Below are 19,260 nucleotides of genomic sequence, written 5' to 3' on the forward strand. Positions count from 1 at the left end.
CCGCACTCATGGAACCCCGATGCCGACCTCCACCAGCCCCGGCCAGCAAGCATTCGGCGACATCGCCCCGAAATTCGCCCAGCTCACCGACGAGGTGTTGTTCGGCGATATCTGGCAACGCCCCGGGCTAGCCCCGCGCGAACGCAGCATCGCCACGGTGGCGGCGCTGATCGCACTGAACCGCACCGAGCAGCTGCCGTTTCACCTCAAGCGCGCCCAGGACAACGGCGTCAGCCGCGACGAACTGGCGGAACTGATCACGCATCTGGCCTTCTATGCCGGCTGGCCGGTGGCAGCCTCCGCCATCACTGCGCTGCGCGCGCTCGATACCGCGAAAGAGTGACCGCCATGCTCGCCATGCAATACAGCTTCGTGCTGCCTGCCGATTACGACATGGCCATCATCCGCCAGCGCATCACCGAGAAAGGCCACCTGCTCGACCACTTCCCCGGGCTGCGCTTCAAGGCCTACCTTAGCGCCGACCGGCGCGGCGCCCGGCTGCCCACCCGGCACAACCTGTATGCGCCGTTCTACCTGTGGAACCACGGCGACGGCATGAACGCCTTTCTCGGCAGCAGCAGCTTTGCCGGCGTCACCCAAGCTTTTGGCTGGCCCGAAGTGAAGCTGTGGTCGGTGTGGCATGCCGATGTTTCCCCCGAAGCCCCCAACGCCATCTGCGCATCGCGCGACATCACCACCATCCCGCCCTACACCGATCTCGACGCACTGCGCCAGCAGGAAAGCGATGCCGCACAGAAAGACATGGCCGTCGGCGCCCTCGCCGCCGTGAGCGCTTACGACCCCACCCACTGGACCCTGGTCCGGTTTCGTCTATGGGGCGAGCTACGCCCCGAACGGATACGCGAAGACCGCCAACTCTACGAAGTCGGCCACGTCTCCATGCCCCAGCAAGCGCAAGCTACCCACACCTCACCCTAGGAACCCCACCCCATGCCACTCGTACGCATCGCCCTGCGCCGCGGCAAACCTGCACCCTACCTAGCCGCCCTGCGCAACGGCATCTACCTCGCCATGCGCGAAACCTTCAACGTCCCCGAAAACGACCGCTTCATCCTCGTCAGCCAACACGACCCCGATGAATTCGACTACGACCCCGGCTACCTCGGCATCGCACGCAGCGACGACCTGGTGATCGTGCAGATTGCCTGCAACAACACACGAACCGTGGAGCAAAAGCAGGCGCTCTATAAGCGCATGGCGGAAGTGCTGGCAGAAGATCCGGGACTGCGGCCAGAAGATTTGTTCATCAACCTGCTGGAGACGGCTAAAGAGAACTGGTCGTTCGGCAATGGGATAGCGCAATACGCGTAAACACCGACGGGCAACGCCATCGCAAGTACTTACCCAGCCCTCCCCTGCGAGTCCCACGGGGACTCCCTTCGGTCGCAGGGAGGAGCAAAGCAAGGCGATACGAAGCGAGCCCGTAACTAGCCCCCTGTGGAGCGGTGAGGGCTGGCATGCAGACGCGACAATCGCGCGAAAACGCCATTGGACCCCGGCCTGCGCCGGGGGTGACGAAGTAGTGGCGGTATCACGAGCACCCGCCCCTCACCCCAACCCTCTCCCCCCTGCTCTTATTTCACTTGGGGGAGAGGGAGTAGAAGCGTGCTTACTCGCCGCGCAACCAGCGGGCCGCGTCTATGGCGTAGTAGGTGAGGATGGCATCGGCACCCGCACGCTTGAATGCCGTGAGTGATTCGAGCACCACAGCACGCTCATCCAGCCACCCATTCTGCGATGCGGCCTTCAACATCGCGTACTCGCCACTCACCTGGTACACAAACGTCGGCACCCCAAACGCATCCTTCACTCGACGCAGCACATCGAGATACGGCATCCCCGGCTTCACCATCACCGCGTCCGCGCCCTCGGTGATATCGAGCTCCACCTCGCGCAACGCTTCGTCGCTATTGCCCACATCCATCTGGTAGGTGTGCTTGTTGCCCTTGCCGAGATTCGCCGCCGAGCCCACCGCATCGCGGAACGGCCCATAGAACGCAGACGCGTACTTCGCCGAGTAAGCAAGAATGCGGGTATGGATATGACCGGCTTCTTCCAACGCATCGCGGATCGCGCCGATGCGGCCATCCATCATGTCGGAAGGCGCCACGAAATCCATGCCAGCCTCGGCCTGCGCCAGCGACATCTTGATCAGCGCCTCAACGGTCGGCTCGTTCATCACGTAGCCTTGCTCGTCGATCAGACCGTCCTGGCCGTGCGTGGTGTACGGGTCCAGCGCCACGTCGCCGATCAGGCCCAGCTCGGGATACTTCGCCTTCAACGCTCGGGTAGCGCGCTGCATCAGTGCATCCGGGTTCCATGCCTCGCGCGCGTCCTCGGTTTTCACCGCGGCGCCCGGCGAGGGGAACAACGCCAGCGCGGGAATACCCAAGCGCACGCATTCGCCGGCCAGCTTCAGCAACTCGTCGATGGAGAGACGATCCACGCCTGGCATCGACGGGACCGGCTCGCGCTGGCCTTCGCCCTCGATCACGAACGCCACCATGATCAGGTCGCTCGGCAGCAAGGTGTGCTCGCGCATCAGCGCGCGGGAGAAGGCATCGCGACGCATGCGGCGCATGCGAATGGCGGGGAAGCTCATGGCGGACTCTCTCGGGACAATATCCGGGCATTTTAGCGCCACCCCAACAGCATGCCGCCGAGGTCAGTCACTTTGCCGCGCTTCGCTGGGTTTCTCCAAGCGCTTTGGCCTGTACCATGGGGTTCCGCCACGCAGAAGCGCACGCCCAAGGCGACGGCGAAACTCTATACCAGGGTCATCGAGGGCGACGGCGCGGTGCTGGACGACGGAGTCCCCGCCCGGCACGCTCGCGTGACCCGTTGCCAGGATTGTTCATGAGATCTACCTCCAGCGCTGCCACGACCCTGCTTGCCGATCTTGGCGGCACCAATGTCCGCTTTGCTCTCGCCGATCCGTCGCTCGCTTCGCCATTGCTGCTGGACAGCGTGAAGCGCTACCGGGTCAGCAATTTTCCTTCCATGGCGGACACCATCCGTCAATATTTCGCCGATACCGGCCTGTCGGCCTCGCGGGCGGTGATTGCCGCTGCCGGCCGCATCGTCGATGGCGAAACCGTGAAGGTCACCAACAATCCGTGGCTGGTCTCGGCGCACGGATTGCAGGCCGAGCTGGGTCTTGAGTCGGTTCGCCTGGTCAACGACTTCGCCGCGCAAGGCATGGCGGTTCCGCTGCTGCGCCACGAGCAACTGACGGCGGTTGGCCCGCAGGCGCTGCCGAAGATCGGCGATCACCATTCGCAAACCTTCGTAGTGATGGGCCCCGGCACAGGCCTCGGCGTCGCCGGCCTGCTGCTGCGTAACGGCCAGTGGACCGTGCTGGAAACCGAGGGCGGCCACGCCGGTTTCGCCGCGCACACCGCCGAAGACGTGGAGATCCTGCATCGCCTCAACGCGCGCTTCGGCCGCGTCTCCAACGAGCGCATGATCTGCGGCAACGGCCTGGTGAACCTCTACCTTGCCCTGGCCGACATCGAAGGCCTGCCGGCGGAGGAATTCACGCCCGAAGACATCACCTCGCGTGCCATCGAGGGCAGCGACAAGCTCTGCGTGCGCACGGTGGAAACGCTGGCCGGCATCTTCGGCAGCGTGGCGGGCGATCTCGTGCTCAGCCTCGGCGGCTGGGACGGCGTATTCCTCACCGGCGGTGTGCTACCCATCCTGCTGCCCTGGCTGCAGCACGGCGGTTTCCGCGAGCGCTTCGAGGCCAAGGGCCGTTTCAAAGACACCATGCAGCAAGTGCCCACCGTCGCCGTGACGCATCCGGAACCGGGTCTGCTCGGTGCTGCGGCATTCGCCGTACTGGAGAGCGGCCACTCGCTGCTGCCGCCCGCCAAAGGCTGAAGCATCCCCGTAGGAGCCCACCCTGTGGGCGAGCCCTGCGTCACGTCCCGCGCGGCTTGGCCCGATGCGTGGGCGTGGCGCTCCACGGATCGTCCGGCCACGGATGGCGTGGGTAACGCCCTTTCAGTTCCTTCTTCACTTCGGGATACGTGCGTTCCCAGAAGCCCTTCAGATCCTGCGTCACCTGGATCGGCCGACCGGCCGGCGATAGCAGGTGCAACGTCACAGGAATACGTCCGCCACCCACGCGCGGCGTGTCGGCCAGGCCGAACAGTTCCTGCAACTTCAATGCAAGCACCGGCGGTTCACCGGCGACGTATTCGATGCGGCGGGTCATGCCGCTGGGCACGGTGAGGCTTTCCGGGGCTTGCGCATCGAGCGTGCGGCGCTGCTCGTAGTCGAAGAGCGCGGCGAGTGCCTGCGATAGCTCTTCCGCACTCAACGCATCCAGTCGGCGTTTGCCATTGAGGTAAGGCCCGAGCCACGACTCCAGCGTGTCGAGCAAGGCATCATCGGCGATATCGGGCAAGCCGAGTTCGGGCATCCACACACGCAACGCCTGCATGCGCGCGCGCAGACGGCGAGCGTTCTCGCTCCAGGGCAACACATCCAAGCCCTTCGCGCGGATCGCAGCCAATAGCGCGGGCAACGCATCTTCCGGCTGCACTGGCACGCTGCGGCGCGACAGCACGATGGCGGCGTAGCGCTGTTCCTCGAAGGCTTCCACCGCGTTCCGTTCGTCATTCCAGCGCAGCACGCGTTCGCGCCGGAACTGCGTGGCGTAGTCGCGCTCCAGCACACGCGGATCGAGCGGCGCGGCTGCGAGGATCAGGCTGTCGCGCGCTTCGAATCGCAAATCCAGCGCGACTAGCCACGGTTCGCCGTGCAGTGCCGTGTTTTCATGCAGGCGCGCACCACGGCCGTTCGCCAGCGTGTAGCGCAACGGATTGTTGTCGTCGCGGCGCGCCACGCGATCGGGAAAGGCATGCAGCAACAGATCGCCCACAGCGTGACTGTCCGGCACGCCGCTGGCCGCCGTGCGGATATCCAGCCGGCGCCGCCAACCCTTGCTGGCTTGTTCAATAGCCGCCAGCGCGCCCGCATCGGCGCCGCCGCGTGCGCCCGCCGTGCGGCGATCGCGCCACGCATGCAGGGCGGTAACGCGTGCGCGAAAATCATCACTGCGCGCCTGTTCGCCACGCAGTGGCGAACGTGCCTCCATCAAAGCAAGCAGATCAGCCACCAGCGCATGCAGTTCGGCGGGTGCGCGCATCGCCGCCGCACCGAGGCGCGGCGTAGCGCCGAGTTCGAGCATGCGACGGCCCAGCATCGTGATGCGTCCACTGGCATCGAGCGCGCCCAGCGTCGCCAGCAACTCGCGCGCCTGCGCCAGCGCGCCGGACGGCGGTGCATCCAGCCATGGCAATCCCGCACTGCTGGTCGCCGTCACGCCCCAGGCCGCCAGTTCCAGCGCCAAACCGGAAAGCTCAGCCTGCGCGATCTCGGCAGTGCGCGCCGGATCGAGCCGTTTGCTTTGCGGCCACAATCGATACGCCGTACCTTCCGCCACACGACCAGCGCGGCCGGTGCGCTGATCGGCCGAAGCCTGCGAGATGGTCACCGTTTCCAGGCGAGTGAAACCGGAGTTGGGATCGAAGCGCGGCTCGCGCGCAAGACCGCTGTCCACCACCGAGCGGATACCCGGCAACGTGACGCTGGATTCGGCGACATTGGTCGCGAGCACGATGCGCCGCATGCCAGGCTCGGCTGGACTCAGCGCGGATTGCTGCTCGGCCAGCGACAGCTCACCATGCAGCTCGACCACTTCCACATCGTCACGCTGCAGCGTCTGCGCCAGTACTGCATCGGCACGCGCAATCTCGCGTCTGCCCGGCAGAAACGCCAACACGTCGCCGTCGTTTTCCTCCAGCGCCTGCCGCGCGATACGCGCCAGATGATGCTCGACGCTTTCCTGCGTGCGTGCCGGCGGATATTCGATGCGCACCGGAAAACTGCGGCCCGGACTGCTGATGCGTGGTGCATCCAGCCACTGTGCAATGCGTTCGCCATCCAGCGTCGCCGACATCACCACGATGCGCAGCTCCGGCCGCAGCGTCGCCTGCACATCCAGCGCCAGCGCCGCGCCAAGATCGCCCGCAAGATGCCGCTCGTGGAATTCGTCGAACAGGATCGCGCCGATACCCGTTAACTCCGGATCGTCCTGAATCAGCCGCGTAAGAATGCCTTCGGTAACCACCTCGACACGGGTCGCCGCACTCACCTTCGACTCGAAGCGAATGCGATAGCCGACCGTCTGCCCAACCTCTTCACCCAGCTGGCGCGACATGAACTGCGCCGCCGCGCGCGCCGCGATGCGGCGTGGTTCCAGCATCAGAATCTTGTTGCCCTCAAGCCATGCCTGACCGAGCAAAGCGAGCGGTACCTGAGTGGTCTTACCAGCGCCGGGAGGTGCCTCGAGCACAAGCCGCATTTGCGCAGCAAGCGAAGCGCAGATGTCAGGCAGGAGTGGCGTTATGGGAAAGGCGGGTGCGGAAACATTCATCGCACCGATGATAACGGGCCCGATTCAGAACAAACGGATTCAGGACCAACGATCGAAACGATGTCACGCCCGCCCTCCTCGATAAAGAGGCCGGGCGCGACATCGAAGTTATTGGATTGGCGTTGTGGCGGCTTTCGATGTTTTGATCGGCGCTGCTGCCGGCATCTCGCGCAGTGGCGCCAGCGACTCGAACTTCTGTTGGTATTCGTCCGTGATCTGCCTGGCCTGCTCACTGCTGGTGATCACCTTCGGTGTGATCAATACGACCAACTCAGTGCGCTTGCGGCTACGCGTGGTGTTGCCAAACAGGCGGCCAAGCACAGGAATTCGATTGAGTCCGGGGATGCCGTCGTCAGTCGTCCCTTCATTCTGTTGGATCAAGCCGCCCAGCAATACCGTCTGGCCACTCTGCACCGCAATCTGCGTACCCATCTCGCGATTGGAGATGGTGTAGTTACCCTGCGAATTGGCCGTAGAGCTGGGAGTGCTGACCTGCTGATCGATGGTCATGTAGACCAAGCCACCCGGATTGACGCGCGGCTGTACCTTGAGAATGACACCCGTGTTGAGATAGGTAACCTGATTCAGCGTGTTGTTGGTGCCACCCGACTGGAGCAGGCTGGTCTGATTGACCGGAATCTGGTCACCCACCTGGATGCTCGCCACCTGGTTATTCAGCACGACCAGCGAGGGGGCAGACAGCGTCTTGGTGTTGCCGTTGGATTCCAGCGCACGCACGGCAACCTGCATATTGCTGTTCATAAAGGAATAGAAGAACGGCTCACCCCTGAAGGTATTGCCGCCTTCACCTAGACCAATTTGGCGATGACGATAGGGTTGCCCGGGCACGATGTTGCCGTTCGCATCCTTCGTGCTCCCCGTCAGGCCTTCGAGGTACCACTGCACACCGAACTGGAACTCGCCGGTGAGCGCGACTTCCAGAATGCGCGTCTCGATCTGCACCTGCAGCGGCGTATTGTCCAGCCGCTTGATGGCCGTCTCGATCTCGGCCCACTGCGAAGGCCGCGCACGTACCAACAACTGGTTGTTGGTGTCCACCGAGCCGATGTGAACACTGCCGTCTTCGGAAACATACTGCTGGCCACCTTGCTCGCCACCCGCATTGCCCTGGCTCGAGCCGAAGGAACCGCCGCCATAGGCGCCACCGCCGAGACCACCGCTCTTGCCGCTGCCGCCGCCGGTGTTGCCGAATCCACTGCCGCTCCCTAGACCCGTATTGCTGCCACCCAAGCCGCCGGCCGTATTACCCAGACCTGTACCGGTGGTGGTGCTACCAAAGCTCCCCGCCGTACTACCCATGCCACTAGCTGAACCACTGGCGTTGTCGGCACTGCCCAGCGTGCCGGAACTTAGACCAGGCCCCACCTTGGCGCCGGCGCTTCCGCCACCGCCGCCGCTGGCGTAGATCTGCCCCAGGTATTGCGCCAGGTCCGATGCCTTGATGTTGCGCACGTCATACACGAACAACTGCGGTTCGTTGCCGCCGCCGCGGTCGATCTTTTCGATCCACTTGCCCACTTCCTGCAGATAGCTGGGCTGGGTACTGATGACCACCAGCGCATTGGTGCGCTCGATGGGAATGAAGCGGAACATGCCCGCCAGCGGCGTATCGCCCTTGGCGCCGAACATGCCATCCAGCTTGGGCATCAGCTCGCCCACGGTGGCGCGCTGCAGGTTGAACACGCCTACGGACATGCCGTGCAGCCAGTCCACGTCGAACGTGCTGACGGTGCGTTGGTAGTTGGCCAGTTCCTGCGGCGTGCCGGAGAGCACGATCAGATTGCGCGACGGGTCCACCAGCAGCACGGAGTCCGCGCGAGCGAACGGCTTGATCAGCTTCTGCATCTCATTGGCCGAGATGTAGCGCAGCGGGAACAGCCGCGCCTGCATGCCGGCCTGCGGCGCAGCGGCGCCCAGGCTGGGCGACAGATTGCCGGCGACGGCGTCCTTGGCTGGCAACACCACGTAGCCGCCATTACGTTTCACCAGCGCATTGCCGGTCCACGAGAGCAAGGTTTCCAGAATCGGGATGGCCTGACTGGAATCCACCGGCTCGGAGGTGGAGAAGGAAATGTTGCCTTGTACGCCCGGCACGATGGTGTAGTTCTGCTTGAGCAAGTCGCCAAGGATGGCCTTCACCACCGCCTGCACCGGCTGGTTCTCGAAATTGAAGGTGACGGCGCCGTCGCCGCTGGCCGGCGTGCGCGGCGTCGCCAGCGCCGAGGGATGAATGAAGGTGCCGCTTCCTGGGTTGATCTGCGGCTCGGCCGCGGCACTCGGCGCCTCGTTGATGCCTGTATTGAGCGGCAGCTGCTGCGGCGCGGGCTTTTCGGTGCCGGCCATCGCTTCGCGCTGCAGCGCGCCGTCATCCTTGGGCTGCGGCATCGTGGCGCAACCGGCCATCCATACGGCCAAGGCGAGAGTGCCAAAGCGACACGTTGGCTTAATGAGGTTGCGGGACATGGGTCAATGAACTCCTTCGGGGGTGCCGGCAGCCTGCTCGGCGCGACGCTTCTGGATGGCGGATCTGAGTTGGCGGAGGCGCTCGGCCTGTGGGCCGCTTTCGTCCTGCTGTGGACGTGGCGCGTTGCTGTCCGCGTTAGGCGGCGGCGCAGCTGCGCTGGCAGGATTGAGAGGCATGCGCGGGGGATTGCTGCTGGCCGGCCCCACGCGCTGCATCGCGCCAGCGGGTACCACGACGGGTCCGGGTATGGCGGCGCCACCCGGATTCGGCGCCTGCGCCTGTGCTTCGTTCTTGGGCATGTCGATCGGCGCGCCGGCGGGCAACTCCAGTTCGGTACGGCCGCTGGAGGATTCGAACACAGCCGAACGCGATTTCAGTTCGACCAGCTTCCAGCTGCCGTCGGGCAAGCTGTCGCCTTCGCGCACACGCACGTCGTTGCCACCGCTGCGGGTATGCAGCAAGGCCATGTGTAGTGCGGGCGTGAGAATGATGCCGGTCAGCTGCATCTCGCCCAGGCTGGCACCGCCCTTGGCCGAACGCATGGCCGGCTTCCGATCGGGGTTGAACACGGGCTGTTGCCACACCGTCGCGAACTGCGCTATCGGGACCGGCACCGGCAGGCTGCTGCTGGCACGCGTATCAGGAAGCGGTGGTGTGGGGCGCGGTGGATTCCAGTGGACGCCGCGGCCGATGCCGCCCAGCAGCAGGACCAGCAGCAAGGCGAGCGCGATCGCCACACCAGCCAGCAGGGGTGTCAGGCGACGCTGCGTAGCGGCGTTCACAAGACATCTCCCGCAGGTGCCGGCGCGAGTCCTGGGGCACCCGGACGCGCCTGGCGCACATAGCCGCTGAGCGTGAACTGCACTTCCAGCGGCGGAGCGCTGGCCTGCTGCGCGGCGACCGGATTGCGATAAATGCTGAGATCGTCGACGAACAGATAGGGCGTGCCCTGCTCCAGGTCGTGCAGCACGGCGGCGAGCGGCTGCATGTCGCAGCGCAAGCTGATGCTCACGGCCACTTTGCGATAGGGCTCGCCGTCCGCGGTGGGTGGATTGGGTACGGGCATTTTCTGGCTGACTTCGCAATTGCCGCCATCAGGATGCGCCGCGACCACGTCGACCACGTGCTGCATCAAACCCGCACCGGCCGCGTTCGGGTCGTCTTCGGAGAGGAAGGCGCTGTTTGCTGCCTGGCCCTGCCCCAGCGCGGCAATACGCTTCTGCAGCTCGGGCTTCTCCGCGATGGCGGAAGCAAACCGGGCCTGCGTATCGCGCAGATCGGCCATCTGCGCGTGGACGTTCAACAGCGGCGACACAAACCACCAGTGCAACAGGAGGAAATAAGCGATCACCAGCGCCAGCAGCAGCAACAGGATAGCCGCGATGCGGGATTCGCGCGGTTTGAGCGCGGCCAGCTTCATGGCTTGCCTCCACTGCTGCTCGGCGGGGCGGGCGCAGCCGCGGCCTTGGCGGCGGCCGGCTTGCGCATTTGCGCCACCATGTAGAAACGCTCCTTGCCGGTCGACGGGTCCGCCTGGATGGTGCCTTGGAAATTGGCGTTGCTGATGACCGTGGAATCTTTCAACGCATCCACCAATCGGGCCGCCTGCGGACTCTGGCCCTGAAAGCTGACCTGTCCCGCATTGTCGATGGTCAGGCGTTCAAGCCAGGCCGTGATGGGCAGCCGCTGGGAGATGTCCTGCAACACGGCCAGCGCGGACACGGTATTTTTCTTGCGCGCGGCGAGGAAGCCCGCGGCGCCGGCGTTGTCCTGCAATTGCTGTCGCAGCGTACCGACCTGCTGCGCCTCGCCACGCATGGTCTCGACCTGCGCCTGCATCTGGGTCAACACGCTCTGGCGGTTATGCAACCACTCGCCCAGCACCAGCGCCAGCAGCATCACGCTGACGGCCATCAGAGCCAGGTTCAGCCGCTGCCGCGGACGCGTGCGTCGCGGCGCCAGTTCGGCAGGCAGCAGGTTGACGCCGAGACGGCCGTTGCCGGTGGCCAGGTCCACCGCATCAACGGCGATGCCGACTTGGCTCAAGCGCGCCAGCAAAGGGTCGAGCGTGACGCGCGGCACCGCCACCAGTTCGGCGGCAAGACGGCCGGCCGGGGCTGGGGTGTCGAGTTCGCGAATGTCATAGCGCACCTGCTCGGCGCGAAACGGCGTTTGCCGGTCCATCTCGAATGCGCCGACCTGCTGCAGCGTGTCACGCGCGGCAGACGGCAACATCAACGGACGCCGCAGCACCGTCGTGGCAGGCAGGCACAAGGCCAAGCGCAGGTCTTCGCGATCCACGCCGCGCAGGCCGTCGGCCAGCGCTACTTGCTGTGCGTCGGCATCGAGACCGTCGCTCCATTGCGCCAGCGCTTCATCGTGACCGGCCCGACGCAGCCGCCAGTCGTCGCCTGCCCGCTCCAGCAGATGCCAGGCGGCACCTCCGCCCAGCAGCGCGCGCCAGCGGGCGGGCAGCAGGAAGGCCAGTTCACCGCCCCACCAGGCAAAGAATCGCGGCAACGGCGACGCGCGCCATGCGCGGCGTACGCGGTCGAGCTGAGGTTGCAGCGAGCTCGTCATGGTCACTCCCCGTCCCCCTCCTGCCAGCGAAGCACAGCATAGGGCTGCCCCCCCGCTATGGCCCCTTGCAACCGCACCGTGGCACGCAAGACTGCGCGGGTGCCATCCGGCAATGTCGCCTCCGAACGAATACTATGCGTCACTCCTTGACTCCCGCCTAGGCCTGCCGGCCCTTGTCCTTGTTGTCTTGCGGCCCACAGCGCATTTGCCTGCTGTGGGGTCATGCCGGGAATCGCCTGCAACGCCAGGGGTGGCGCGAAGGTCGGATCCGGCGCGTTGCGCCCAGACCATAGCGTGACCTGCGAAGCGATCTTGCGATAGATGGCCGGCTCCATGCCCAGCACCATTTGAAGTTCCTCGATGCTGGCGAACGGGGCATGGCGCGGAGCATAGTCCCGTCCGGCCGCCGTGTATGCCGCTGCGAACCGATTCAGGTCGTCGGGACCGCGCCCAAAGGCGCGCCAGTTGACCACTTGCTTGCTCATTTCCATGGCCGCCGCGTCGTTCATGCCGGCCGCGCGGAACAGCCCCTGCAATACATCGGGCGAAGCCGCATTGATGTCGACCTTGCCGCTCTCGTCGATCACCTGGATCTTCAACTTGGCGTCATCGTACTGGAAGGGGTAATCGCGCCCGTCCGGGATCCAGCGTGTTTGCGGCGAAGGATTCTGCAAGGCATAGATGGCGCGCATCAAACCGGCCTCGGCAGCGTAGTGCGCGCGCACCTGGGCGAACTGATAGCGCGCCTGCATACCCTCGGTGCGCGCGAGCATGGCGTAGCTGCCGAGCAGGATCGCCAGCAGCGTGCAGGCCCACAGCACCACCAGCAGCGCCACACCGCGCTGGTACCTGCCGACGCATGGCGACGGGCGGCGTTTCATCGCGCTCCCGGCCGGCGAATGCCCCGCAGCAGATTCATCTGCTGGCCCAGGGCGGCGGTGGGATCGATGCGCAGCGGCGCATCCAGGCGCGGCCACTCGTGCCGGCTGTCCAGCTTCAATTCGACGCGCACGATGCGCGGCAGCAGGCGTTCGTCTTCCCACTTGGCTTGCCAGGTGCCCAGTTGCTCCTGCGTATCCGGGGTGCGGTAGCTGAAGTGACCCTCGCGCACATTGTCGAGCAACACTTCCGGCTCGCCCAAGGGGTGCGGTGGACTGCCGTCCGGCGGCAACAAGGCGAAACTGGCTTCCAGCCGCGAACCGCCCTTGCCGTTGGAGACCAGCTTCCATTCCTGTAGCTGCGGCCCCAGCTTGCCGAGGTAGCCCGGCAGCGGCGCGACGAAGCGCATGGTCTGCGCATCGCCGCTGAAATACAGGTTATCGCCGTTGCTGTCGCGCCCCATGGGCACCGCCTGAATCTGCGCCAATTCCTGCCGCATGAACCGTTGGGTGGAGCGCAACCGATCGAGCTGCTCGATAGCGGCCGTGCCGGAGCGGACGCTCTTGGTTGCCGTGCGCACACCCGAGTAGACACCCAGCAGCAGCAGCGCCAACAGCGCCAGCGCGCCCAGCACTTCGAGCAGGCTGAAGCCCTTGGCTCGTGCTGCCGACGTCATGGCTCCCCCATCGGCGGATGACTGTTGTCCGGTCCGATCAACCGCAAGGTGCTGAAATGCGCCGCGCGCTCGCTCCGGCCCGTGCCCCACAGCACGTCGAGATCGAGTTTAACCATTTGCTGCGGCGTGGCCTGCGGGGGCATGGCTTGCTGCGGCGTGGGCGCCGTATCCGCATCGGCCGGACGCCACGGTGTGACGGTAAGGCGCCAGCGATATTGCGAGTCGAAACGTCCCTCGGTATGCCCCGGACGCAGTGGCGCCCCGACGTCCGCCGTATCCAGCAGACTGCGCGCCCACAGGGCGGCACGACTGTAATCCGCAGCGTTATTGGTAAGGCCGATCGAACCGCCCGCTACTTGCATCAAGGCAGTGAAAGCGATCGCCAGCAACAGAATCGCAGCGATGACTTCGAGCAGGCTGAAGCCGTTGGCACGCGCGCGGCGCCGCATCGAACGCGTCTCGCTCACGACGCCACCACACTCACCGCGCCGGTCAACCACGACACATTCACGTGCCACTGCCGCCGTTCGCGCTGCAGCGTGATGTGACCACCGGTGGAGCTGCCATCCGGGAAGAAGCGGATGCGCCCAGTGGTCGCATTGGGCTGGTCTTCCTTGGCGCTAGTGATGCCCAGCTTCATGCCCTGCGGCAAGCGCACGTCGCGCTGGTCGCTGCCGCGGTAAGTGCCCTTGAGCGTGTCCACGTCGAAGACTTGTTCCTGGCCGCGCACGATCGCCTGCGCCCGCGTGGCGCGCAGCGCGGCGGCCAGCTCGCCGCTGGCGGCGTTGACTCGTGCGCTGGCCAGCCCTTGCGACACCGATACCGAAACGGCTGCCGCGGCGATGCCGATCAGCAGGATGACCGCGAGCATTTCGAGCAGGGTGAAGCCGCGGGCGCGCTGCGGCACTCGGGCAACGCGCGAAGAAGCGCGAGAAGATGGAGCCTCACCGCAAGGGCTCACCCCTCCCCAACCCTCCCCTGCGAGCAGGGGAGAGGGCGTGAGGGGTGGTGAGTGCAGGCGGCGCATGAGCGACCGTTACTGCCAATTGCCCACATCGGCGTTGTAACCCTCGCCGCCGGGCTGGCCGTCCTGACCATAGAAGATCAGGTCGAAGTTGCCATGGTCACCTGGATACTTATAGCCAAACGCATGGCCCCACGGATCCTTCAGTTCGGACTCCTTGGCGTACGGCCCCTGCCAGTTGCGCGCATTGGCCGGCTTGACCAGCAGGTCGTTGAGCTGGGCCGGCGGGGTGCCGTTGTCCAGCGCGTAGTTCTCGATCTTCTGGCTGAGCGTGGTGAGCTGCGCCTTGCCGGCGCCGTACTTGCCCTTATCCACGTTCTTACCGACCTGGGTGACCACCACCGCGCCGATGATGCCGATCAGCACGATCACCGCCAGCATTTCCAGCAGGGTGAAGCCGCGGGTGGCGCGGGTGCCTTTGAATTGCCTGTATTGCATGTTGAAACCTCTTGTCATCGGCAGGATGGAAAGTCTGTGGCAGGCCACGGTGTCACTGAATATTGCTGGTCAAGCTGAGCAGCGGCAGCAGGATCGCGGCCATGATGATGGCCACCAGCACGGTCATCACGATGGTCAGCGCCGGCACCAGCGCCGCGAGCAGGCGGTCGATGGCGCGCTTGCTCTCCAACTCGAAGGTGTCCGCCACTTTCAACAGCATGGTGTCCAGCTGTCCGGCCTCCTCGCCCACTTGCACCATCTGCAGGGCCAGTCGCGGGAAGCGCTGCGATTGAGACAGCGCAAGACTCAGACCCGAACCACCCTTCACTTGTTCCGCCGCCTGGGTCAGGGCTTCGTCCAGCGCGCGATTGGAGGTGACCTGGCGCGCGATGGTGAGCGCCGACAGCAGCGGCACACCGTTCTTGAGCAGGGTGCCAAGCGTGCGGGCGATGCGTGCAGTCTCGACCTTCAGCAATAACGGGCCCACCAGACGCATCTGCAGCAGGCGCGCATGCCAGGCGAGCCGTGCGGCGGGTTCGCGCAACCGGGCGCGCCAGAACAGGAGGCCGCCGACCAGCACCATCAGGATTAGCCACCACCAGGATTGCAGCAGGTTGCCCAACGCCAGCACGACCTGGGTGATCCACGGAATCGGCACCTGCATGTCTTCGAAGATCGGCACAAACTGCGGCACGACGTAGGCCAGCAGCAGCACCAGCGAACCGAGCACGCCCACCAACAGAAAGGCCGGATAGATCAGCGCATTGATGATGCTGCCGCGCAGCTGCTGGCTGCGTTCCAGGTACTCGGCCAGGCGACGCAAGGTGTCTTCCAGCGAGCCGCCCGCCTCGCCCGCGCGCACCAGGCTGATGTAGAGCTTGGGGAAGACGCCGTGCTCTTCGTCCAAGGCCTGCGACAGCGGGGTACCACCGCGCACGCGATCGCGCACGCGCTCGATCAATTTCTTCGCGCGCTCGCCTTCCGGCAGGTCCATCAAAATGCCGAGCGCGCGATCCAGCGGCTGACCCGCACCGAGCAGGGTCGCCAGCTGATGAGTGAACTGCGCCAGTTGGTCGCCGGTGAACGGGCCGCGTTTGAACAAGGCGGCCAGCCCGCTGGCGCTGCCGGCCTCGTTCGCCGGCTTGGCTTCCAGCGGGGTGTGACCCTGGTCCTGCAGGCGGGCGATCACTTCATCGACGCTGGCGGCTTCCATTTCGCCCTGAAGCATCTCGCCGGCGTCGCTGACGGCACGGTAGTGGAATTGGCTCATAAGGCGAGGAGTGAGTGGAGAGGAGTAAGGAGTGAGAGTTGCCAGCGCGCAGCGCTGCGCCAACAAACGGCTGCACGTTCAGTACACGTCGTGTCGGAGCGACTCTCACTTCTCACTCCTCTCCACTCACTCCTAGCCCTCCTGCGTGACACGCAACACCTCCTCGATCGTGGTGATGCCCGCCACGGCCTTGGCGATACCGTCTTCATACATGGTGCGCATGCCTTCAGCACGCGCCAGGCGCTCGATCTCGCCGGCATCGGCGCGCTGCATCACCAGGCGGCGCAGCGGGTCGGTCATCACCAGGAATTCCATGATGGCGCGGCGCCCGCGGTAGCCGGTGGGGTTGGCGGTGCTGCTGCCGGGCTTCCACAGACGGATCGGGCGCTCGTCGGTGTATTTGTGCAGTTCGAACTGCTCGATCACTTCAGGCAGCGCCTCATACGGCGTCGCCGTTTCCGGATCGAGGCGGCGCACCAGGCGCTGAGCCAGGATGCCGTTGACGGTGGAGCCGAGCAGGTAATCCTCCACGCCCATGTCGAGCAGGCGGGTAATGCCGCCGGCCGCGCTGTTGGTATGCAGCGTGGACAACACCAAGTGACCGGTGAGCGCGGATTGGATCGCGATGCGGCAGGTTTCCAGATCGCGCATTTCGCCGATCATGATCACGTCCGGATCCTGGCGCACGATGGAGCGCAGCGCACCGGCAAAATCCAAGCCGATCTGCGGCTTCACCTGGATCTGGTTGATGCCTTCGATCTGGTATTCGACCGGATCCTCGACGGTGATGATCTTCACGTCAGGCGTGTTGATCTGCGACAACGCGGTGTACAGCGTGGTGGTTTTGCCCGAGCCGGTGGGGCCCGTCACCAGCAGAATGCCGTGGGGGCGTTCCAGTACATCCACGAAACGTTGCTGGAAGTTGTCGGTAAAGCCGAGCGAGGCGAAATCGAACACGATCGATTCGCGGTCAAGGATACGCATCACCACCGACTCGCCGAAGCTGGTCGGCACGGTGGAGACGCGCAGATCCAACTCCTTGCCTTGCACGCGCAACTGGATGCGGCCGTCCTGCGGCAGGCGGCGCTCGGCAATGTTGAGCTTGGCCATGATCTTCACGCGCGAAATCACGGCCGCGGTAGAACTGGACGGGGGCGCTTCCACCTCGTGCAGCACGCCGTCAATGCGGTAGCGCACCTTCAGGCGGTTCTCGAACGGCTCGATATGCACGTCCGACGCGCGTTGTTCCACTGCGCGCTGCAGAATCAGGTTCACCAGACGAATCACCGGCGCCTCGGAAGCGAGGTCGCGCAGATGCTCTACGTCGTCTTCCACCGCCGCACTGCCGTCGAGGTTCTCGACGATGGTGCCCATGGCGGAGCGGCCGGAGCCGTAATAGCGCTCGATCAGGTCGTCGATTTCCGAGCGCAGGCCGATATGCAGCGTCACCGGACGGCCGGCGGCCAGTTCCACCGCCTGCAATGGATACGGGTCGGCCGGATCGGCCACCAACAACCCCACGCCATCTTCGCCGTCGCGTACCGGCACCACGTGATGCAGCTTGAGGAAGCGCACCGATAGATCCAACTCGGCGGGCGGCAACTCCGGCGCTTCGCGCGCCGCCAACAAGGGTTTGTGCAGCAATTCGGACCAGGCTTCGGCCAGATCGCGTTCGGAGACCAGGCCAAGGCGCGCCATCAGCGCCGTCAGCGTGCCTTCGGGCGACTCCTCATGCAGGCGCCGCGCACGCAACAGGTCACTGTCTTTCAGGCGCCCGCGTGCAACCAGCAGATCGCAGACCGCGACTTCGCGGCCCTGCCCTGCTATCCCTGCCTCGCCGGTCGCCGGCCTGGCCACTGCCGACATATCCTCACCCCGCACTTCAAAAGTCCGTATTCGCGCCCACGGCACACAAGGCACCGCCTTTGGAGGGCGCGGCAGCCCACATTGGTAGCACATCCGCCGATACGGTTGCGAGACTGGACCACGGATGTAGTGATCCTGGACATCCTGCCAAACGATGCTTTACCAACGTGTGAAGTTGCGCCGACATGGAGGCGCCCACTCAAAGTCTTTCCAGGGCTCCATGCCGTAACGGCGAGGATAATGGCACCCAAGTCGACGCTAGCCATCCATCCCCGCAGGCAAATACGACGCGGTTCGCAAAATCATGGAAGCAGGGCATGTCCTTGGGTCCAGAAGGCGCTCTGGCTTGATCGACCCTCCGCCTCTGAGACAATCACCGCTTTGCTCACTGGCGGGACTATGCAACTGCTCGACATCGGCGCCAACCTCACCCACGAATCGTTCCATCACGACTTCGACGCCGTGATGCAACGGGCGCGCGACCATGGCGTGACCCGCATGATCGTGACCGGCGCCTCCCGTGACGGCAGCACCCATGCGCTGGACCTGGCCCGCCGCCACCCCGGCGAACTCTACGCCACCGCCGGCGTGCACCCGCACCACGCCATCGACTACGACGACGCCACCGACTCCCTGCTGCGCGAACTGGCCAGGCAACCGGAAGTGCGCGCCGTCGGCGAAACCGGCCTCGACTACAACCGCAACTACTCCCCACGCGACGTACAGCTCGCCGTATTCGAACGCCAGCTACAAATCGCCGCGGATGTGCAAAAGCCGCTATTCCTGCACCAGCGCGACGCCCACCCGGATTTCATCGCCCTGCTGCGCCGCTACCGCGACAAAGTGCCAGCCGCCGTCGTGCATTGCTTCACCGACACCGGCGACGCCCTGCGCGACTACCTCGCCCTCGACTGCCACATCGGCATCACCGGCTGGATCTGCGACGAACGCCGCGGCACCCACCTGCGCGAATTGGTGCGCGAAATTCCCGCCAACCGCCTGCTGATCGAAACCGATGCGCCCTATCTGCTGCCACGCACGGTAAAGCCGCAGCCCAGCCATCGGCGCAATGAGCCGATGTATCTGCGGCATATATGCCATGAAGTGGCGCGCGATCGTGGTGAGCCGGTGGAAGTCACGGCGGCGAACAGCACGGCGACGGCGGAAGCGTTTTTCGGGTTGTAAAGCGCCACCACTTCCGTCTGTCTCTTGTGCACATCTCACGTCTATGTGGCGCCCCTTTTCCGACCCATGTGGATATGACCACCTCCAGATGAGCGAGGGTTTGCTTTTGATCTTGGGGGCCCCTGTGGAGCGGTGAGAGCTGGACGATCAGGCCCGCAGGGGCATGGGCACGGATGCCCATGCCTCCCGACAGGACACCAAACGTCGTGTCGAAAAGCCCGGCCAGACCTCACGGACTCGAAGGGCGAAGCCCGTAGAGCGCGGAAGAGGGGTGGTCTTTCTCTTGGTTACTTCTCTTGACTCCGGGCATCCATGCCCTCCGCCCTTCGGGCCAGCTGCGCTGTTCGCCATCGCTCCTGCTCAGGCGTGACCAAACAAAGAGAAGTGACCC

At 65.0% G+C, this 19,260-nt stretch carries 18 protein-coding genes; 5 read left to right on the forward strand and 13 right to left on the reverse strand.

Features of this window, described 5'->3' with window-relative positions:
* Positions 1 to 19: 19 nt before the first annotated feature.
* Genes OUZ45_RS15395 through OUZ45_RS15405 form a run of 3 tightly spaced genes read left to right on the forward strand, consistent with a single transcriptional unit; the run spans position 20 to position 1,332 of the window.
* On the forward strand, positions 20 to 343 hold the full coding sequence (locus OUZ45_RS15395; RefSeq protein ID WP_266171017.1) for a carboxymuconolactone decarboxylase family protein: 324 nt from the start codon (positions 20 to 22) through the stop codon (positions 341 to 343).
* Between the two features lie 5 nt (positions 344 to 348).
* The gene (locus tag OUZ45_RS15400) at positions 349 to 939 is read left to right on the forward strand and encodes a DUF4865 family protein (protein ID WP_266171018.1); all 591 of its coding nucleotides are present in this window, start codon (positions 349 to 351) and stop codon (positions 937 to 939) included.
* Positions 940 to 951: 12 nt separating this feature from the next.
* Positions 952 to 1,332, forward strand: a complete 381-nt coding sequence (locus OUZ45_RS15405) for a tautomerase family protein (protein WP_266171019.1) — start codon at positions 952 to 954, stop codon at positions 1,330 to 1,332.
* A 298-nt stretch (positions 1,333 to 1,630) separates the two neighbouring features.
* Here OUZ45_RS15405 and hemB read toward each other — a convergent pair whose 3' ends face one another.
* Positions 1,631 to 2,623 (reverse strand): porphobilinogen synthase, encoded by a 993-nt coding sequence (gene hemB / locus OUZ45_RS15410; RefSeq protein WP_266171020.1) that lies wholly within the window; start codon positions 2,621 to 2,623, stop codon positions 1,631 to 1,633.
* Between the two features lie 254 nt (positions 2,624 to 2,877).
* Here hemB and glk point away from each other — a divergent pair, with 254 nt between their 5' ends.
* On the forward strand, positions 2,878 to 3,903 hold the full coding sequence (gene glk / locus OUZ45_RS15415) for a glucokinase (RefSeq protein ID WP_266171021.1): 1,026 nt from the start codon (positions 2,878 to 2,880) through the stop codon (positions 3,901 to 3,903).
* Between the two features lie 40 nt (positions 3,904 to 3,943).
* On the opposite strand, the gene hrpB is transcribed toward glk, so the two are convergent.
* The 12 genes from hrpB to gspE all read right to left on the reverse strand — a co-directional run bounded on the left by hrpB (position 3,944) and on the right by gspE (position 17,684).
* Positions 3,944 to 6,466 (reverse strand): ATP-dependent helicase HrpB, encoded by a 2,523-nt coding sequence (hrpB, locus tag OUZ45_RS15420; protein WP_266171022.1) that lies wholly within the window; start codon positions 6,464 to 6,466, stop codon positions 3,944 to 3,946.
* Positions 6,467 to 6,574: 108 nt separating this feature from the next.
* Positions 6,575 to 8,950, reverse strand: coding sequence for a type II secretion system secretin GspD (gene gspD, locus OUZ45_RS15425; RefSeq protein WP_266171023.1), 2,376 nt, complete (start codon positions 8,948 to 8,950; stop codon positions 6,575 to 6,577).
* A gap of 3 nt (positions 8,951 to 8,953) precedes the next feature.
* Positions 8,954 to 9,733 (reverse strand): general secretion pathway protein GspN, encoded by a 780-nt coding sequence (locus tag OUZ45_RS15430; RefSeq protein ID WP_266171024.1) that lies wholly within the window; start codon positions 9,731 to 9,733, stop codon positions 8,954 to 8,956.
* On the reverse strand, positions 9,730 to 10,371 hold the full coding sequence (gene gspM / locus OUZ45_RS15435; protein WP_266171025.1) for a type II secretion system protein GspM: 642 nt from the start codon (positions 10,369 to 10,371) through the stop codon (positions 9,730 to 9,732). The genes OUZ45_RS15430 and gspM overlap by 4 nt, the downstream gene beginning before the upstream one ends.
* Entirely contained in the window at positions 10,368 to 11,531 is a 1,164-nt protein-coding gene (locus OUZ45_RS15440) for a PilN domain-containing protein (RefSeq protein ID WP_266171026.1), read from the reverse strand. The genes gspM and OUZ45_RS15440 overlap by 4 nt, the downstream gene beginning before the upstream one ends.
* A 2-nt stretch (positions 11,532 to 11,533) precedes the next feature.
* The gene (locus tag OUZ45_RS15445) at positions 11,534 to 12,412 is read right to left on the reverse strand and encodes a type II secretion system minor pseudopilin (RefSeq protein WP_266171027.1); all 879 of its coding nucleotides are present in this window, start codon (positions 12,410 to 12,412) and stop codon (positions 11,534 to 11,536) included.
* On the reverse strand, positions 12,409 to 13,086 hold the full coding sequence (locus tag OUZ45_RS15450) for a prepilin-type N-terminal cleavage/methylation domain-containing protein (protein WP_266171028.1): 678 nt from the start codon (positions 13,084 to 13,086) through the stop codon (positions 12,409 to 12,411). Before OUZ45_RS15450 ends, OUZ45_RS15445 begins: the two co-directional genes overlap by 4 nt.
* Positions 13,083 to 13,553, reverse strand: a complete 471-nt coding sequence (locus OUZ45_RS15455) for a prepilin-type N-terminal cleavage/methylation domain-containing protein (protein ID WP_266171030.1) — start codon at positions 13,551 to 13,553, stop codon at positions 13,083 to 13,085. Before OUZ45_RS15455 ends, OUZ45_RS15450 begins: the two co-directional genes overlap by 4 nt.
* Complete coding sequence (locus OUZ45_RS15460) at positions 13,550 to 13,993, reverse strand: GspH/FimT family pseudopilin (protein ID WP_266171031.1); 444 nt, start codon at positions 13,991 to 13,993, stop codon at positions 13,550 to 13,552. Before OUZ45_RS15460 ends, OUZ45_RS15455 begins: the two co-directional genes overlap by 4 nt.
* Positions 13,994 to 14,122: 129 nt before the next feature.
* A complete protein-coding gene (gspG, locus tag OUZ45_RS15465) occupies positions 14,123 to 14,548 on the reverse strand; it encodes a type II secretion system major pseudopilin GspG (RefSeq protein ID WP_266171032.1) in 426 nt (141 codons plus the stop codon).
* Between the two features lie 52 nt (positions 14,549 to 14,600).
* A complete protein-coding gene (gspF, locus tag OUZ45_RS15470) occupies positions 14,601 to 15,818 on the reverse strand; it encodes a type II secretion system inner membrane protein GspF (RefSeq protein WP_266171033.1) in 1,218 nt (405 codons plus the stop codon).
* 132 nt (positions 15,819 to 15,950) lie between these two features.
* Positions 15,951 to 17,684, reverse strand: a complete 1,734-nt coding sequence (gene gspE / locus OUZ45_RS15475; protein WP_266171034.1) for a type II secretion system ATPase GspE — start codon at positions 17,682 to 17,684, stop codon at positions 15,951 to 15,953.
* 399 nt (positions 17,685 to 18,083) lie between these two features.
* On the opposite strand from gspE, the gene OUZ45_RS15480 reads away from it, so the two are divergent.
* Positions 18,084 to 18,869: a TatD family hydrolase gene (locus OUZ45_RS15480; protein WP_266171035.1), complete on the forward strand. Its 786-nt coding sequence runs from the start codon at positions 18,084 to 18,086 to the stop codon at positions 18,867 to 18,869.
* Positions 18,870 to 19,260: the final 391 nt, after the last annotated feature.

Origin of the sequence: Dyella subtropica (assembly GCF_026283965.1) — a bacterium.
GTDB classification, from domain to species: domain Bacteria; phylum Pseudomonadota; class Gammaproteobacteria; order Xanthomonadales; family Rhodanobacteraceae; genus Dyella_D; species Dyella_D subtropica.